The 15,183-nt window shown below is 66.5% G+C and carries 14 protein-coding genes and 1 tRNA gene; 6 read left to right on the top strand and 9 right to left on the bottom strand.

Going from position 1 to position 15,183, the window contains the following annotated elements:
• Window position 1: 1 nt before the first annotated feature.
• A complete protein-coding gene (locus tag AC4EEO_RS11475; RefSeq protein WP_018763536.1) occupies window positions 2-826 on the bottom strand; it encodes a lysophospholipid acyltransferase family protein in 825 nt (274 codons plus the stop codon).
• Window positions 827-937: 111 nt separating this feature from the next.
• On the opposite strand from AC4EEO_RS11475, the gene AC4EEO_RS11480 reads away from it, so the two are divergent.
• The 3 genes from AC4EEO_RS11480 to AC4EEO_RS11490 are packed head-to-tail and all read left to right on the top strand — an operon-like array spanning window position 938 to window position 3,073.
• Entirely contained in the window at window positions 938-1,726 is a 789-nt protein-coding gene (locus AC4EEO_RS11480; RefSeq protein ID WP_491338877.1) for an alpha/beta hydrolase, read from the top strand.
• The gene (locus AC4EEO_RS11485) at window positions 1,723-2,532 is read left to right on the top strand and encodes an alpha/beta hydrolase (RefSeq protein WP_491338878.1); all 810 of its coding nucleotides are present in this window, start codon (window positions 1,723-1,725) and stop codon (window positions 2,530-2,532) included. Before AC4EEO_RS11480 ends, AC4EEO_RS11485 begins: the two co-directional genes overlap by 4 nt.
• Window positions 2,519-3,073: a hypothetical protein gene (locus AC4EEO_RS11490; RefSeq protein ID WP_109864336.1), complete on the top strand. Its 555-nt coding sequence runs from the start codon at window positions 2,519-2,521 to the stop codon at window positions 3,071-3,073. Before AC4EEO_RS11485 ends, AC4EEO_RS11490 begins: the two co-directional genes overlap by 14 nt.
• Before the next feature lie 18 nt (window positions 3,074-3,091).
• Here the strand turns inward: AC4EEO_RS11490 and AC4EEO_RS11495 are convergent, their stop codons facing one another.
• Window positions 3,092-4,183: an ROK family glucokinase gene (locus AC4EEO_RS11495; RefSeq protein WP_026265086.1), complete on the bottom strand. Its 1,092-nt coding sequence runs from the start codon at window positions 4,181-4,183 to the stop codon at window positions 3,092-3,094.
• Window positions 4,184-4,354: 171 nt separating this feature from the next.
• On the opposite strand from AC4EEO_RS11495, the gene AC4EEO_RS11500 reads away from it, so the two are divergent.
• Window positions 4,355-6,163 carry an AMP-dependent synthetase/ligase gene (locus AC4EEO_RS11500; RefSeq protein ID WP_018763531.1) on the top strand — a complete coding sequence of 603 codons (1,809 nt, stop codon included), beginning with the start codon at window positions 4,355-4,357 and terminating at the stop codon, window positions 6,161-6,163.
• A 71-nt stretch (window positions 6,164-6,234) separates the two neighbouring features.
• Here AC4EEO_RS11500 and AC4EEO_RS11505 read toward each other — a convergent pair whose 3' ends face one another.
• Complete coding sequence (locus AC4EEO_RS11505; protein ID WP_491338879.1) at window positions 6,235-9,633, bottom strand: pyruvate carboxylase; 3,399 nt, start codon at window positions 9,631-9,633, stop codon at window positions 6,235-6,237.
• Between the two features lie 303 nt (window positions 9,634-9,936).
• On the opposite strand from AC4EEO_RS11505, the gene AC4EEO_RS11510 reads away from it, so the two are divergent.
• A complete protein-coding gene (locus AC4EEO_RS11510; protein WP_491338880.1) occupies window positions 9,937-10,755 on the top strand; it encodes a ParA family protein in 819 nt (272 codons plus the stop codon).
• Between the two features lie 66 nt (window positions 10,756-10,821).
• On the opposite strand, the gene AC4EEO_RS11515 is transcribed toward AC4EEO_RS11510, so the two are convergent.
• The 5 genes from AC4EEO_RS11515 to gcvH form a co-directional block, all read right to left on the bottom strand.
• The gene (locus AC4EEO_RS11515; RefSeq protein ID WP_018763528.1) at window positions 10,822-11,415 is read right to left on the bottom strand and encodes a MerR family transcriptional regulator; all 594 of its coding nucleotides are present in this window, start codon (window positions 11,413-11,415) and stop codon (window positions 10,822-10,824) included.
• A 231-nt stretch (window positions 11,416-11,646) separates the two neighbouring features.
• The gene (locus AC4EEO_RS11520) at window positions 11,647-12,150 is read right to left on the bottom strand and encodes a bifunctional nuclease family protein (RefSeq protein ID WP_018763527.1); all 504 of its coding nucleotides are present in this window, start codon (window positions 12,148-12,150) and stop codon (window positions 11,647-11,649) included.
• Window positions 12,150-12,866, bottom strand: a complete 717-nt coding sequence (gene ftsR, locus AC4EEO_RS11525; protein ID WP_018763526.1) for a transcriptional regulator FtsR — start codon at window positions 12,864-12,866, stop codon at window positions 12,150-12,152. The genes AC4EEO_RS11520 and ftsR overlap by 1 nt, the downstream gene beginning before the upstream one ends.
• 23 nt (window positions 12,867-12,889) lie before the next feature.
• A complete protein-coding gene (locus tag AC4EEO_RS11530) occupies window positions 12,890-13,366 on the bottom strand; it encodes an FHA domain-containing protein (protein ID WP_018763525.1) in 477 nt (158 codons plus the stop codon).
• Between the two features lie 156 nt (window positions 13,367-13,522).
• Entirely contained in the window at window positions 13,523-13,909 is a 387-nt protein-coding gene (gene gcvH / locus AC4EEO_RS11535; RefSeq protein WP_018763524.1) for a glycine cleavage system protein GcvH, read from the bottom strand.
• A gap of 167 nt (window positions 13,910-14,076) precedes the next feature.
• On the opposite strand from gcvH, the gene AC4EEO_RS11540 reads away from it, so the two are divergent.
• Complete coding sequence (locus AC4EEO_RS11540) at window positions 14,077-14,946, top strand: Fpg/Nei family DNA glycosylase (protein WP_491338881.1); 870 nt, start codon at window positions 14,077-14,079, stop codon at window positions 14,944-14,946.
• Between the two features lie 97 nt (window positions 14,947-15,043).
• Here AC4EEO_RS11540 and AC4EEO_RS11545 read toward each other — a convergent pair.
• Window positions 15,044-15,120 (bottom strand) — tRNA-Pro (locus AC4EEO_RS11545).
• Between the last annotated feature and the right edge of the window lie 63 nt (window positions 15,121-15,183).

The following is a 15,183-nucleotide window of genomic DNA, read 5'->3' on the forward strand; positions in this document are numbered from 1 at the left end:
GTTACCTGGCGGCGGATGTCCCGGCGTCGTCCTCCGGGGCCGGAGTGCCTTCCGCCGGGGCCTTCGGGCCGCTGCCCTGGACAAACTCGCCGTCGGCGGCGACCGGCGCGGCCAGTGGCTCGGCTGCCGCCTGGGGTTTCACGGGCTTGCCGGCAAGCCGCAGCTTGACCACGGCGGCGTACTCGTCCACGTACTCCTGGCCGGACAGCCGCATCAGGTTGGTCATGATCTCGTCGGTGACAAGCCGCTGCACGGTGCGGTCTTCCGCCTGGTCGCGGTATTGGCTGAAATCCAGCGGCTCGCCGAAGATCATGCCGATCCTGCGGATGTTGGGCAGCCGCTTGCCGATGGGCTGGACTTTGTCGGTGCCGATCATGGCCACGGGAATGACGGGAACTCCCGCCTGCAGCGCCAGCCGGGCCACACCCACTTTCCCGCGGTACAACCGGGCGTCCGGGCTGCGCGTGCCCTCGGGGTAGATGCCCAGCAGGCCGCCGGAGGTGAGCACGTCCATCCCGGCGTTCAGGGACGCCGCCGAGGCCGCACCGCCGGACCGGTCCATGGGCAGCTGGTTGGTCAGGCGGAAGAACGCCGCCGTCAACCTGCCCTTGATCCCGGTTCCCGTGAAGTATTCCGACTTTGCCAGGAACACCACCGGGCGGCGGACCATGAGCGGCATGAAGATGGAATCCGAGAATGACAGGTGGTTGGAGGCGATAATGGCGGCCCCCTGCGCAGGGATGTTGTCCAGGCCCTTGACCCACGGCCGGAAAAGCATCTTGATCACCGGACCGAGGAAGATCCTTTTCATGACCCAATAGAACACGTGGCGAACCTCTCCGGAAGGCGGCTTCCAGCCCCGGCGTCGGGCCTGGCCAGCGATTCAATGCAACCCTACTCTAGTGAGATTTGGCAGGAACAGTGACACGATGGAGTCATGACTGAAAGCAGCACCCCGCCCCGTCCGGCCGCTTTCAGCTATCCAGGCCACGGCCCCAATGCGCGGATTGGCATCGCCATCTGCCACGGGTTCACCGGCAGCCCGCTAAGCGTGCTGCCGTGGGCAACCCACCTGGCGGACCAGGGATACGCGGTGTCCGTTCCCCTGCTGCCGGGACATGGGACCCACTGGCGCCAGCTCGCCCGAACAGGGTGGCAGGACTGGTACCTCAGTTACGAGGAAGCCTTCCTGGATCTTTCCGCGCGGACGGAAATGACGTTTACCGCCGGCCTCTCCATGGGCGGTGCGATCGCCCTGCTTGCGGCCTCCCGCCACCACGCTGCGGGAGTCACCATCGTCAACCCGGGCCTGAGCTTCTATGACCGCCGGGTGCGCGTGATCGGTGTCCTCAAGTACTTCCAGCGGACCACGATTCCCATCCAGGAGGACCAGCCTACGGCGGCGGCAACGGACGACGGCGACTATTCGCGGACTCCGCTGGCGGCCGTGCATGAGCTCAAGAAGCTCTTTGGCGCCGCAATCCGCGGGCTGCCGAAAGTGGACGCCCCGGTCCAGGTCTTCAAATCGCGGACGGACGCCGTGGTCCCGCCATCATCCCTGACCCTCCTGGAGAAAGGGCTGCGGGGAAACCTCGCCGAGGTGGTGGAGCTTGCCAGCAGCGGACATGTGGCTACTCTGGACGTGGACGCGCCCGCGATCTTCGAGAAATCGGAAGCATTCGTCGCCGCCCACGCCCGCCGCACCAGTACCTTGGAGACCCCATGACCTCCGTCCCCGACCACAGCCCCTTCTCCAGTGCCTTCAGCGGCGAGGGTCCCCGCACCGGAATCGTCCTGTCCCATGGCTTCACGGGAAGCCCGCATGGTTTGCGCGCCTGGGCCACGGCGTTCGCCGAGGCTGGGTTCGCCGTCCGGATGCCGCTGCTTCCGGGCCACGGCACGACGTGGCAGGACCTCTCCCGGACCCGCTGGCAGCAATGGCACAGCGCCCTCGATGAAGCGTTCCTAGAGCTGGACTCCCAGTGCGACCGGGTTTTCGCTGCCGGGCTGAGCATGGGCGGTGCCCTGGCGCTGAGGATTGCCGCAACCAGGCCGGTGGCGGGAGTGGTCCTGGTGAACCCCGGCCTGGTGGTCGACGACCCCCGCGCGCCGCTGGCGGGCATCCTGAAGCTGGTCCTGAAGAGCACCCCGTCCATCGGCAACGACATCCTCAAAGCCGGCGTGGATGAGGGCGCCTACGCACGCACCCCGGTGGCCGCCGCCCACGAACTCAACAAGATGTTCAAGGACACCCTCCGGCTCCTCCCCCGGATCACCGCCCCGGTCCAGGTGTACCGGTCAACCGTGGACCATGTGGTGTCCGATGCCAGCATGGCCGTCCTTCGGCGCGGGCTGGCGAACGCACCCCTGGACGTGGTCCGGCTGGAAAACAGTTACCACGTCGCCACCCTGGACAACGACGCAGAACTGATTTTCGAGGGCTCGGTGGATTTCATTCGGCGGGTCCTGAACGCCGCGCCCCCGGCCAGTCCCGCCGCTGCTGGGCAGGAGGGCCGCCATGAACAGGCATGACCCGGGCCAGCCGGATCCGGGGGCCAGCCAGGATGACGCCGTCTGGCTGGACCTGGTGGCACGGCTCGAATCGGACACCGTGGCAACGCGCCCTGATACCCCGGCAGGCGGCCAGCTGCCACCGTCCGGGAAGGTGTCCGGAGCGCCGGAAACCCACCAGCCGCCGTCGTTCCAGGACTTCGACCCCCTGGGGCTGGCCGGGATGCCGGCGGCGGAGCGCCAGGCAGCAGCCGCCGGCGGGACGGGCACGGAGCCTGCCGGCCCGTCCGAGGGACCCCGCGACTATGAGGTTGACGACGACGGCGGTGAGTTCGTGCCCGAGGAGCCGCCCAGCCTGGCCGGCACCGATCCGCTGACCATGCTGGCGTGGCTGGGAGCCGTGGGCGGACCGGTGGCGCTGCTGTTGTCGGCAATGTTCTGGCGGTCGGCACCCCTGCTGGCGATCGTCGGCATTGTTGCCGTCTTCGTGCTCGCGACCGTTTACCTGATCATGAAGCTGCCGCAGGAAAAGAACGGCGACGACGACGGCGCGAGGGTCTAGCAGGGCTCCCCGGCCAGGTCAGCTGCGGACGCGGCTGCTGACGCGGGAGAGGTCGGCTGCGCCGATCAGGCCGGCATTGGGACCCAGGGCCGCCAGTTCGATGGCCGCTTCCGGCCGGAAGCCACGGCCGGTGAGGTTCCGGGAGAACGCCTTGCGGGCCGGCTGCACCAGCAGGTCACCCGCAGAGCACAAGCCCCCGCCGATGACGAACATGCCTGGATCGAGGGCTGCGGCCAGGTTGGCCAGTCCCAGGCCAAGCCATTCGCCCACTTCCTCGATCAGTTCGCGCGAGGCACGGTCGCCTGCCAGGGCCAGTTCCGTGACGATTGCACCCGTGATTGCTTCCGGACGTCCGCCCACGGCCGCCAGCAGGTCCTGGGCTACGGGCGAATTTGCCCGGGCGAGGAGCCGGGCCTCCCGGCCCAGGGCGTTGCCCGATGCGTATTGTTCCCAGCATCCGCGGTTGCCGCACTCGCACCGGTGGCCGCCGGGCATGATGATCTGGTGGCCAAACTCGCCGGCAACTCCGAAGCGGCCGCGTTCCACCCTGCCGTCCATCACCATGGCCCCGCCGATTCCAGTCCCAAGGGTGATGCACACCAGGCGGTCCTCCCCTTGGCCGGCACCGAAGCGCCATTCCGCCCACGCCGCAGCATCGGCGTCGTTGGTCAGGAGCACGGGACGGCGAAGGAGCCGTTGCAGGTTCTCGCGGAGAGGCTCGTTGCGCCAGGCCAGATGCGGACTGAAGAGGACGGTTCCGCCGGCCAGGTCCATCCACCCTGCGGCGCCGATTCCCACCGACCAGATGCGGTGGCCCCGGCCCAGTTCCTCGACGAGTTCGACAATGACCTGCTCCACCGCCCGCGGGTCGGTGCCAGGCGTGGACCGGCGCGCTTCGCTGAGAATCCGGCCTTCGGCGTCCACAACGCCCGCGGCGACCTTGGTCCCCCCGATATCGATCCCGATGGCCAATCCCTTGCGGCCAAGGCGGAGGTGCCCGCGGACGCCGCCGCCGTGCAACCGTCCGGCGCGCTGGATGGCGGGACGGCGCCGCCAGGGAGCCGGTCTTCCAAGGGGGCCGGCCTGATCGCCGGGCAACGCTCCGTACATAGTCCACCATTCTAGGCGGGCACCGGAATTGTCTTGACATACGCGGGCGCACACGGCTCTCATTGACGGCTAAGTTACTCGCCAGTAGGTTTATGTACTGCACAGTCCCGCCCGGGGTATTAGTCTTTAGGCAACCCCCTGCGCGGGACTTCAGATATCAAAGGAGCTATAGTGCGCGAATTCAGTGTTCCGCCCCTGGTTGTTGTCCCACCCGAATCCAACATCACCGACCTGGTGTTGCGGCAGGCAGGCAAGGCCAGCAATCCGGCACTGTTTTCGCGCCTGGATGCCGGGGGCGCGTGGCAGAACGTTGCCGCCACGGACTTCCTGGCAGATGTCAGAGCCTTGGCCAAGGGCCTGATCGCCAGCGGCGTTGCTGCAGGCGACCGCGTGGGCATCATGTCCCGCACCCGTTACGAGTGGGCACTGGTCGACTTCTCCATCTGGTTCGCCGGTGCAGTGTCGGTCCCCATCTATGAAACGTCGTCCCCGTCCCAGGTCGCCTGGAACCTCGGGGATTCGGGCGCTGTGGCCGCTTTCGGCGAATCCGCGCACCACGAGAACGTCATCCGCCAGGCCGTTACGGCTGAGGGGCTCACCGCCGTGCAGCACGTCTGGCAGCTTGAGGGCCAGGGACTGGACGCGCTCCGCGATGCCGGCCGGGACGTCAGCGATGAAGAACTCGAAAAGCGACGCAGCGCAGCGAACCTTGGCGACGTCGCCACCATCATCTACACCTCCGGAACCACGGGACGGCCCAAGGGCTGCGAGCTGACGCACGGGAACTTCGTGGAGCTCTCGGACAACGCCCTGGCCATCATCGGCGACATCGTCCACGAGAACGCCAAGACCATCATGTTCCTGCCGATGGCCCACGTGTTCGCCCGCTTCATTTCCGTGCTTGCGATGGCCGCCGGCACCACCGTGGCCCACACCCCCGACATCAAGAACCTCCTGGGCGACCTGCAGAGCTACGAGCCCACCTTCATCCTGGCGGTACCGAGGGTCTTCGAGAAGGTCTACAACTCCGCACTGACCAAAGCGGAGGACGGCGGCAAGGGCGCCATCTTCCACCGGGCAGCCGACACCGCCATTGCGTTCTCCAAGGCACGCCAGGACGGACGGGTGGGGCTGGGCCTGAAGTTGCGCCACGCCCTGTTCGACAAACTGGTGTACGGCAAGTTGCGGGCGGCAATGGGCGGACACGTCGCGCACGCCGTGTCCGGCGGCGGCCCCCTGGGCGAGCGGCTGGGTCATTTCTTCCAAGGAATCGGGCTGCAGGTGCTGGAGGGATACGGCCTCACCGAGACCACCGCTCCCATCACGGTCAACACGCCGTCACGGATCAAGATCGGATCAGTGGGCAAGCCGCTGCCGGGCAACGCGGTCAAGATCGCCGACGACGGCGAGATCCTGGCCAAGGGCGTCTGCGTCATGCGGGGCTACTACCGACGGGAGGACCTCACGGGCGAGGCGTTCACCGACGGCTGGTTCCACACCGGAGACATCGGCCGGCTGGACGAGGAAGGCTTCGTATGGATCACCGGGCGTAAGAAGGAGATCATCGTTACCGCCGGCGGCAAGAACGTGATCCCGGCCCTCCTGGAGGACCAGATCCGCGCCGACGCCCTGGTCTCCCAGGTCCTGGTGGTGGGCGACAACAGGCCCTTCATCGGCGCCTTGGTGACCCTGGACCAGGAAGCACTGCCGGGCTGGCTCCAGCGCCACGGCCTTCCAGCGGACACCACGCTCGAGCAGGCCGCGGGCAATCCGGTAGTGAAGGCGGCGGTGCAGGACCTGATCACCGCGGCAAACACGTCGGTCTCGCAGGCCGAAGCCATCAAGTCCTTCCGGATCGTTCCGGCGGACTTCACCGAGGCTTCCGGGCACCTGACCCCTTCCATGAAGGTCAAGCGGGCCCAGGTGATAAAGGACTTCGAAACGGTCATCGAGGAAATGTACTCCGCGCCGCGTTCGTAGCAAGGCGCCGGTAAACGAAGGGGGCCTCCCGTAGCCGGGAGGCCCCCTTCGTTTACCTGGCTGTGGCCCGTCTACTCCTCGATCACCAGCAGCAGATCCCCGCCCTGGACCTGCTCGACGGCGGAGATGGCGAGCCTGGCCACCTTGCCGGCTACCGGCGTCGTGATGGAAGCTTCCATCTTCATCGCTTCGATCGTTGCCACGGTGTCTCCGGGCTTGACGGTGTCGCCGGGCTTGACGGTGACAGTGACGGCGCCGGCGAAGGGTGCAGCCACCTGGCCCGGCTGGCCGGGATCGGCTTTCTCGGCCGCCTTGACGTTGCTGACCACGGAACGGTCTCGCACCACGACCGGCCGGGACTGGCCGTTGAGGGTGCACATGACGGTGCGCATGCCCTTCTCGTCCGGCTCCGAGACGGCTTCCAGGGAGGCGATGAGGCGGACGCCGCGTTCCAGCTGGATTTCGTGCTCGGTGCCGCGCTGGAGTCCGTAGAGGTAGTCCCGGGTATCCAGCACGGAGATGTTGCCGTACGTGTCCACGCTCTTGAGGTAGTCCTTGGTGGGTCCGTCGAAAAGCAACCGGTTCAGCGTGTGCTGGCGGGTCTTCGAATCGGACTTCAGGGCCGCGCTGTCCTCGGCGCTGAGCTCGACATCGCGGACCTTTACGCTCCTGCCCTGCAGGGCCTTGGTGCGGAAGGGCTCGGGCCAGCCTCCCGGAGGATCACCGAGCTCGCCGGACAGGAAACCGATGACGGAGTCGGGGATGTCGTAATTCTGTGGATTCGCTTCAAAATCCGCGGGATCGGCGTTGAGGCCCACCAAGTGGAGCGCGAGGTCACCCACCACCTTCGAGGACGGCGTCACCTTCACCAAGTGGCCCAGGATCCGGTCCGCGGCCGTGTACATGTCCTCGATCGCTTCGAAGCGCTCCCCCAGGCCCAATGCCGTGGCCTGCTGGCGGAGGTTGGACAACTGGCCGCCGGGGATTTCGTGCTTGTATACGCGGCCGGTGGGGCCCGGCAGGCCGGACTCGAACGGGGCATACACGCGGCGCACCGCTTCCCAGTACGGTTCCAGCGAGCTGACCGCGTCCAGGCTGATGCCGGTGTCGCGCGGCGTGTGGGCCAGGGCCGCTACAAGGGCCGACGCCGAGGGCTGGCTGGTGGTGCCGGCCAGCGATGCCGCTGCGACATCCACGGCGTCCACACCGGCGTCGATGGCGGCGAGCAGGGTGGCCAGCTGGCCGCCCGCCGTGTCGTGCGTGTGCAGGTGGACGGGCAGGTCGAACCGTTCCCGCAAGGCGGCCACGAGCTTTGCCGCGGCCGCAGGGCGGAGCAGGCCCGCCATGTCCTTGATGGCCAGGATATGGGCGCCGGCGTCCACGATCTTCTGCGCCAGCTCCAAGTAGTAGTCAAGGGTGTACAGCTTCTCTTCCGGGTCCAGCATGTCGCCGGTGTAGCAGAGCGCCACTTCGGCGACGGCGGTGCCGGTGGCGCGGACCGCCCGGATGGCCGGGGCCATCTGGCTGACGTCGTTCAAGGCGTCAAAGATACGGAAGATGTCGATGCCGGTGGCGGCGGCCTCGTTCACGAAGGCCTCCGTCACTTCTTCGGGGTACGGCGTGTAGCCAACCGTATTGCGGCCGCGAAGGAGCATCTGGATGCACACGTTCGGCATCGCCTTGCGCAGCGCGGCGAGCCGGTCCCAGGGGTCCTCACCGAGGAAGCGGAGGGCGACATCGTAGGTTGCGCCGCCCCACGCCTCAACGGACAGCAGCTGCGGGAGCAACGCCGTGACGGCGGGCCCGGCGGCAACGAGGTCGCGGGTGCGGACGCGGGTGGCCAGCAGGGACTGGTGTGCGTCGCGGAACGTGGTGTCCGTGACCGCCACGGCGGTCTGCTCGCGCAATGCCTTGGCGAAGCCCTCCGGGCCCAGCTCAAGGAGCCTCTGGCGCGAACCCGCTGCCGCCTCCTTGCCCTTGACGTCCGGCAGCTTGTCGGCGGGGTTGGAGTGCACGGTCAGCTCGCCGTTGGGCTTGTTGACGGTGACCTCGGCCAGCCACGTCAGGAGCTTGGTGCCACGGTCGGCCGACACACGGGCCTTGAGCAGTTCAGGGCGCTGGTCGATGAAGTTGGTGGCGACATCGCCTGCGATGAAATCGGGGTCGTCCAGGACGGCCTGGAGGAAGGGAATGTTCGTGGAGACACCGCGGATGCGGAACTCGGCCAGGGCACGGCGGGCACGGGCCACCGCTGACGGGTAGTCCCGGCCGCGGCAGGTGAGCTTGACCAGCATGGAGTCGAAGTGGGGGCTGATCTCGGCACCGGAGTACACAGTGCCGCCGTCGAGCCGCACGCCGGCGCCGCCGGCCGAGCGGTAGCCGGTGATCTTTCCGACGTCGGGCCGGAAACCATTGGCGGGATCCTCGGTGGTGATGCGGCTCTGCAAGGCGGCGCCGCGGAGTTTAACGGTGTCCTGGGACAGTCCTAGGTCGGCCAGGGTCTCGCCGGAGGCGATCCGCATCTGGGCCTGGACCAGGTCCACGTCCGTGACTTCCTCGGTGACGGTGTGCTCCACCTGGATGCGAGGGTTCATTTCGATGAAGACGTGCTGGCCGGCCCGCTCACCCTCGGTGTCCACCAGGAATTCGACCGTGCCCGCGTTGACGTAGTTCAGGGCCTTGGCGAATTTCACGGCGTCCCGGTAGAGGGCCTGCCGGATTCCCTCATCGAGGTTGGGGGCGGGAGCGATCTCGATGACCTTCTGGTGCCGCCGCTGGATGGAGCAGTCGCGCTCGAAGAGGTGCATGACATTGCCCTCTGCGTCGGCAAGGATCTGCACCTCGATGTGGCGTGGGCGCAGGACGGCCTGCTCCAGGAACATGGTGGGGTCACCGAAGGCCGCGTCCGCCTCGCGCATGGCGGACTTCAGGGCCTCAGGCAGGGCGTCGCGGGTGTCCACCCGGCGCATGCCGCGGCCGCCGCCGCCCGCTACAGCCTTTGCGAAGATGGGAAATCCGATCTCGTCGGCGGCCGCCAGCAGCTCGTCCAGGTCCCTGGAGGGCTCGCTGGACTTCAGTACGGGGACACCGGCCTCGCGGGCAGCCTTGAGGGCCGCCACCTTGTTGCCGGCAAGCTCCAGCACTTCCGCAGGCGGACCAACGAAGGTGATGCCGGCGGCCTTCGCCGCGCGGGCAAGCTCAGGGTTCTCGGAGAGGAAGCCATAACCCGGGTAAATCGCGTCCGCGCCCGACTCCTTGGCAACCCGGACCACCTCAGCCACGTCCAGGTAGGCCCGGACAGGGTGTCCTTCCTCGCCGATCAGGTAGGCCTCGTCCGCTTTCTGGCGATGGATCGAGTTTCGGTCCTCCTGCGGAAAAACGGCAACGGTCTTGGCACCCAGCTCATAGCCGGCGCGGAAGGCCCTGATCGCGATTTCACCGCGGTTGGCCACCAGAACTTTGGAAAACATACTTCTCCTGCATCATTGCGGGGTGGATCGAATGAGTGGTCACAGTGTCTAGGACCTACAAGGACAAACACAAATCTTTGTGGCCACCATCACAGATTTCCCCGTCATGTCCCGAACGCTTTCAGCGTGGCTGGCGGAAACCGCCCCGGCAGCACAGTCGGTGCCATGCCGACGCCCGATAAAACAGGATTCGCCGACGCATCAACATATGATGAGTAGGGCGGCAGGACCGTCCGGCTTCGGCTCTGCCGAGGCAAACATTACCCCCAACACGGCATCCGGCGTTAGGTTTTGGTCTCTCAAGTGCAAGTAGTCAGCATCAGCAGCCTTAAGGGTGGAGTCGGCAAGACTTCCGTCACCACAGGATTGGCGTCTGCGGCGCTGGCCGCCGGAATTCGCACACTGGTGGTGGACCTGGATCCGCACGCCGACGCCACCACGGCACTGGGACTCCAGCCCGGAGACCATCTGGACATCGGCAGGATGCTGAAGAGCCCCCGCCGGGCAAAGATGGCCGAGAACGTGGTGCGAAGCAACTGGGCTGACCGCGTCCCGGCCAACGGTTCCGGGCCCGCCGTCCTGGACGTCGCCGTCGGCTCCGCCTACACGGGCATCTACGATCGGCCGGACCTTGGCCGCCGCGACCTCCGCAGGCTGTCGGCCGTACTTGCCGGCGCCGGGGACTACCAGCTGGTCCTGATCGACTGCCCGCCGTCCCTCAACGGGCTGACCCGCATGGCATGGGCCGCCAGCGACAAGGTGGCCCTGGTCGCCGAGCCCGGCCTCTTCTCGGTGGCAGGCACGGAACGCACCATGCGCGCCATCCAGCTGTTCCGCCAGGAGTTCGCCCCCAATCTTTCGCCTGCCGGCATCGTGGCCAACCGGGTCCGCACGGGTTCCTCCGAGCACACCTACCGGCTGGCGGAGATGGAGTCCATGTTCGGCGAACTCCTGCTGAGCCCGAGGATCCCGGAGCAGGCCAATTGGCAGCAGATCCAGGGTGCGGCCCACCCCGTGCATCACTGGCCCGGCGATTCGGCCAAGTCCGCGGCGGCATTGTTTGACGACCTCCTGGCCAACCTCATGGCCGCAGGCGCCGGCCTGCGGAGCCGTACCCGCTAGGACCCGTTCCAATAATTAAGGGCCACCCTCCGTCCGGAGGGTGGCCCTTAAATATTGGAACGGGTGTCAGCTGATCTTCCGCGCCGCACGGCGCTTGCTCAGTTCGTCGTCGGGAAAGGATTGCTCCGCGGCATGTTCGCTGGGCAGCGACGCGAGGCTGCCTTCCACTTCCCGCCAGACACGGCCAACGGCGATGCCAAAGACTCCCTGGCCACCCTGGACGAGGTCTATGACCTCATCCGCGGACGTGCACTCGTAGACGCTTGCACCGTCGCTCATGAGCGTAATCTGTGCCAGGTCCTCGACGCCGCGCTCCCGGAGGTGTTCGACGGCGGTCCGGATCTGCTGCAGGGAGACCCCGGTATCCAGGAGGCGCTTGACCACTTTGAGGACCAGGATGTCCCGGAAGCCGTACAGCCGTTGTGAGCCGGAGCCGGCGGCACCGCGGACGGCGGGTTCAACCAAACCGGTCCTCGCCCAGTAGTCGAGCTGCCGGTAAGTGATGCCTGCGGCTTTGCAGGCAGTGGGGCCGCGGTAGCCTGCGTCCTCATCCAGTACCGGAAGGTCCTCGGTGAACAGGAGGCCCTGGGCACCGCTCACGGGCACAGCAACACCAGCTGTGGGCTGTTTCAGCCCGCCTGCTTCGCCTTTGGGACTCACCTGGATCCTCCTTGTCGTACGCTCCCAGGAACTCTCTAAGGCAGCTTCGGCATGAAGACCATGCGTGTAATTGTCGCGGGGCGCACTTTCCAGTGTGACTTGCGCGGCTGCCGTAAGCAAGGGAACTTGATACTTCGACGTTAGGCCCGGCAGGTCCCCAGGTCAAAGACGTTGGGGGGTTGAAAGAGGCGTGTCGAAACTTTCAGCCTCAACTTTAACCTTAACGTGACCTTAGCCGTCGAAATCCTCGGGCTCCACGTCGTCAAGGAACTCGCGGAACCGGCGCATTTCGCGTTCTTCGTCCACCGTGGGGCCCGGCTCGGTGTCCTCCCCCTCATCATGTTCCGTGATGCGCACTCCGGCCTCGTCCATGACCGAATCGGCACACCAGATCCGGCACTTGGCCCGCAGCGCGATGGCCAGGGCGTCGGAGGCCCGGGAGCTGACCGTGGTGCCGTTCTCGAACTGCAGCTGGCCATAGAAAATGTTGTCTTCCACGGCCACGATGTTGACGCTGACCACGGAGTGCCCCAGCGACTCCACCACGTCCACCAGGAGATCGTGCGTCATGGGCCGGGGCGGGACAACACCCTGCTGGGCGAGCGCAATGGCACTGGCCTCGGGGGTGCCGATCCAGATGGGCACGTGGCGTTCGCCGTGCATCTCCTTGAGCAGGACCAGCGGCTGGTTGGACGGCAATTCGATGCGAACGCCTACGATCTCTACTTCAATCATCAGATGTCCATGCGTGAGATGTGGTCTTGCACCAGGGCCCGGTGCAGGGTGAGGCAAAGATCGCTGATCTCGCGGGCGGCCTCGGCCGCGCGTGCCTGCGATGCCGAGTCCTTGCGCGAGGCCAGCGGCGCGACGGCACGTTCCACGAGGCCGAATTCCCTCTCGGCCGCCGCCTGGAAGGGGCGAAGGTGGCGCGGCTCGAGCCCATGGCTTTCCAGCTGCACGCACGCGCGGGCAACCTGGAGGGCATGCTCATCGAACTGGCCGTTGCTGTGGCTGATGAGGCCGAAGCTCAGCAGGGACTGCAGCAGGGGGACACTGGCTCCGGATTCGGTCCGAAGCTGCTCCTCGCTCAGTTTCCTGCCCCGGTTCTGCAACTCGGCGGCAAGTTCGTCCGAGACAATACGCGGGGACACCACGACGCCGGGGGGCAGGTTTTCCGGCCGCTCTCCCCTGTCGATTGCGTCAAGGTAGTCCTTGATGACCTTCAGGGGCAGGTACTGGTCGCGCTGCAGGGCCAGCACGAACCGCAGGCGTTCGACGTCGCCGTCGGAGTACTGGCGGTAGCCGGCAGGTGTGCGGCGCGGATTGATCAGGCCCTTTTCCTCAAGGAAACGGATTTTCGACGCCGTCATGCCCGGGAAGTCAGCGCTGAGCTGGGCGAGGACCTCGCCGATATTCAGGACCTGGGGGCCCCGGCGTTCCGGTTGTGCCATTGCCACAGGCAGTGGTCCCCGGGTCAGCTGCGGCCTGCAGCCGTGGCAGGGCTCAGGTAGAAGGTGAGGCGGAACTTGCCGATCTGGACTTCGCTGCCGGACTTGAGCTCCACGCTGTCCACCCGGTCGTGGTTGACGTAGGTGCCATTGAGGCTGTTCTTGTCCACGACTTCGAAGCTGCGAGCGGTGCGGCGGAATTCGACGTGCCGGCGCGAGACCGTGACATCGTCCAGGAAGATATCCGCATCCGGGTGGCGGCCGGCGGTGGTCACGTCCGAATCCAGGAGGAACCGGGCACCGGCGTTCGGGCCGCTGTGCGCTACCAGCAGCGCGGAACCGGCAGGCAGGGCCTCCACGGAATTGCGCTCGTCCGAAGAAAGCTTCGGGGCGATGGTGGGCTCATCGGTGACCGGCGTGAGATGGATCGAGGTGGTCTCCGACGCCTTAGCCGCACCCGTGCCGTAATCCCCATCGGCAGGGTTGTGTCTGTGGCCAGCCATGGATTCCTCCTCTTAGATGTGCAGGGCCTTGGCCCGCAACCGACGATTGCTCACCGGCCCTGCCCGGCAGGTCCGGCGCCGGCGCCCGATCCGGCCACTGACGTGCGAAGACGTCCTGCCTGCGACGCGGGGCCGGACCGGATTAACCGGTTAGCTTTAGCCTACCTGTTGTTCGTACTCCGATGCACTGAGCAGCGACTCGACGGCGTCAGGTTCGGCCAGTTTGACCTCGATCAGCCAGCCATCACCGTAGGGATCGGTGTTGATCAGGGCGGAATCGCTGTCCAGGGAGTCGTTGCGCGCCACGACTTCGCCGGAAACGGGTGCGTAGATGTCGCTCACGCTCTTGGTGGACTCGACCTCGCCCACCACTTCGTTCGCCGTAATCTTCGTGCCGACTTCGGGCATCTGGGCGTAGACGACGTCGCCAAGCGCGTCCTGGGCGAAGTCGGTGATTCCCACGCGGACCACGCCGTCGGCATTGGGGGCCGTAACCCACTCATGTTCGGCGGTGTAGGACAGGTCTTCGGGAATGTTGCTCATGGGGGGCCTTTCATCGGGGTGCGCGCCAAGGTCACGAGGGGCCCGGAAATCGGGCCGCCGCTGAAAGTATAGGCACAACTGCCGGGGCGGGCACCGGGGTTTCTGACAAGATGGGACCCATGAGTGCAAGCACTGGTGCAGCATCCCTGCGGCGGGGCGGGTAAGCCATGCCGGAACTGCCCGAAGTGGCCGGCCTGGCCACGTTCCTGGACGAGCAGCTGCGCGGGTGCACGATCTCAAGGTTGCAGATCGTGTCCTTCGCCGTCCTCAAAACCGCCGACCCGCCCTTCAGCGCCCTTGAGGGACAGCTGGTCTCCGGGGTCCGGCGGTTCGGCAAATTCATCAGCATCGACACTGCGGGCGTGTCGCTGGTATTCCACCTGGCGCGAGCGGGGTGGGTGCGCTTCACCGGCTCCCCCGCCGACAGCCAGCTTCGAATGGGCAAGGGCCTGATCGCCGTCAGGTGCACCTTTGCCGGTCCGGACGGCCCGCGGGGCCTGGACCTGACCGAAGCGGGCACCAAGAAAAGCCTGGCGGTCTATGTGGTGCGCGATCCGCAGGATGTGCCGGGAATTGCGGCGCTGGGTCCCGATCCGTTCACGGAGGCGTTCGACGCCGGCATGCTGGCGGAGATCCTGCAGGGCAGTTCGCAGCAGATCAAGGGGCTGCTGCGCAGCCAAAGCGTCATTGCCGGCATCGGCAATGCCTACAGCGACGAAATCCTGCACGCCGCGCGGATCTCTCCGTTCGCCATCGCCAAGTCCCTGGACCGGGAGACGGTCCAGGTGCTCTACGACGCCATCCACAGCGTGTTGGGCCAGGCGCTGGTGGAAGCCCGCGGCAAGCCGCCCAAAGACCTCAAGGACGTCAAGCGAAGCCACATGCGGGTGCACGCCCGCGCCGGCCAGCCCTGCCCCGTGTGCGGCGACACCGTGCGTGAAGTGTCGTTCGCGGACACGGCGCTGCAGTACTGCCCCACGTGCCAGACCAAGGGCAAGATCCTGGCGGACCGGAGGACGTCGAAGTTCTTGAAATAGGCAGTCCCGGAACCAGGCATCCGGCCGGACCGGGAACGGCCGGGAACGCCAAAAAAGCGGAAAGCGCCGGAGATGATCTCCGGCGCTTTCCGCTTTTTGGTCGGGCTGACAGGATTTGAACCTGCGACCCCTTGACCCCCAGTCAAGTGCGCTACCAAGCTGCGCTACAGCCCGCTGGTTCCGCCGTTCTCCGCTGACCCGGATCCAAGGATTCCTCCAAGGATTTCCATCAGCAGT

The sequence above is a fragment of the Pseudarthrobacter sp. MOO13 genome (assembly GCF_058267655.1).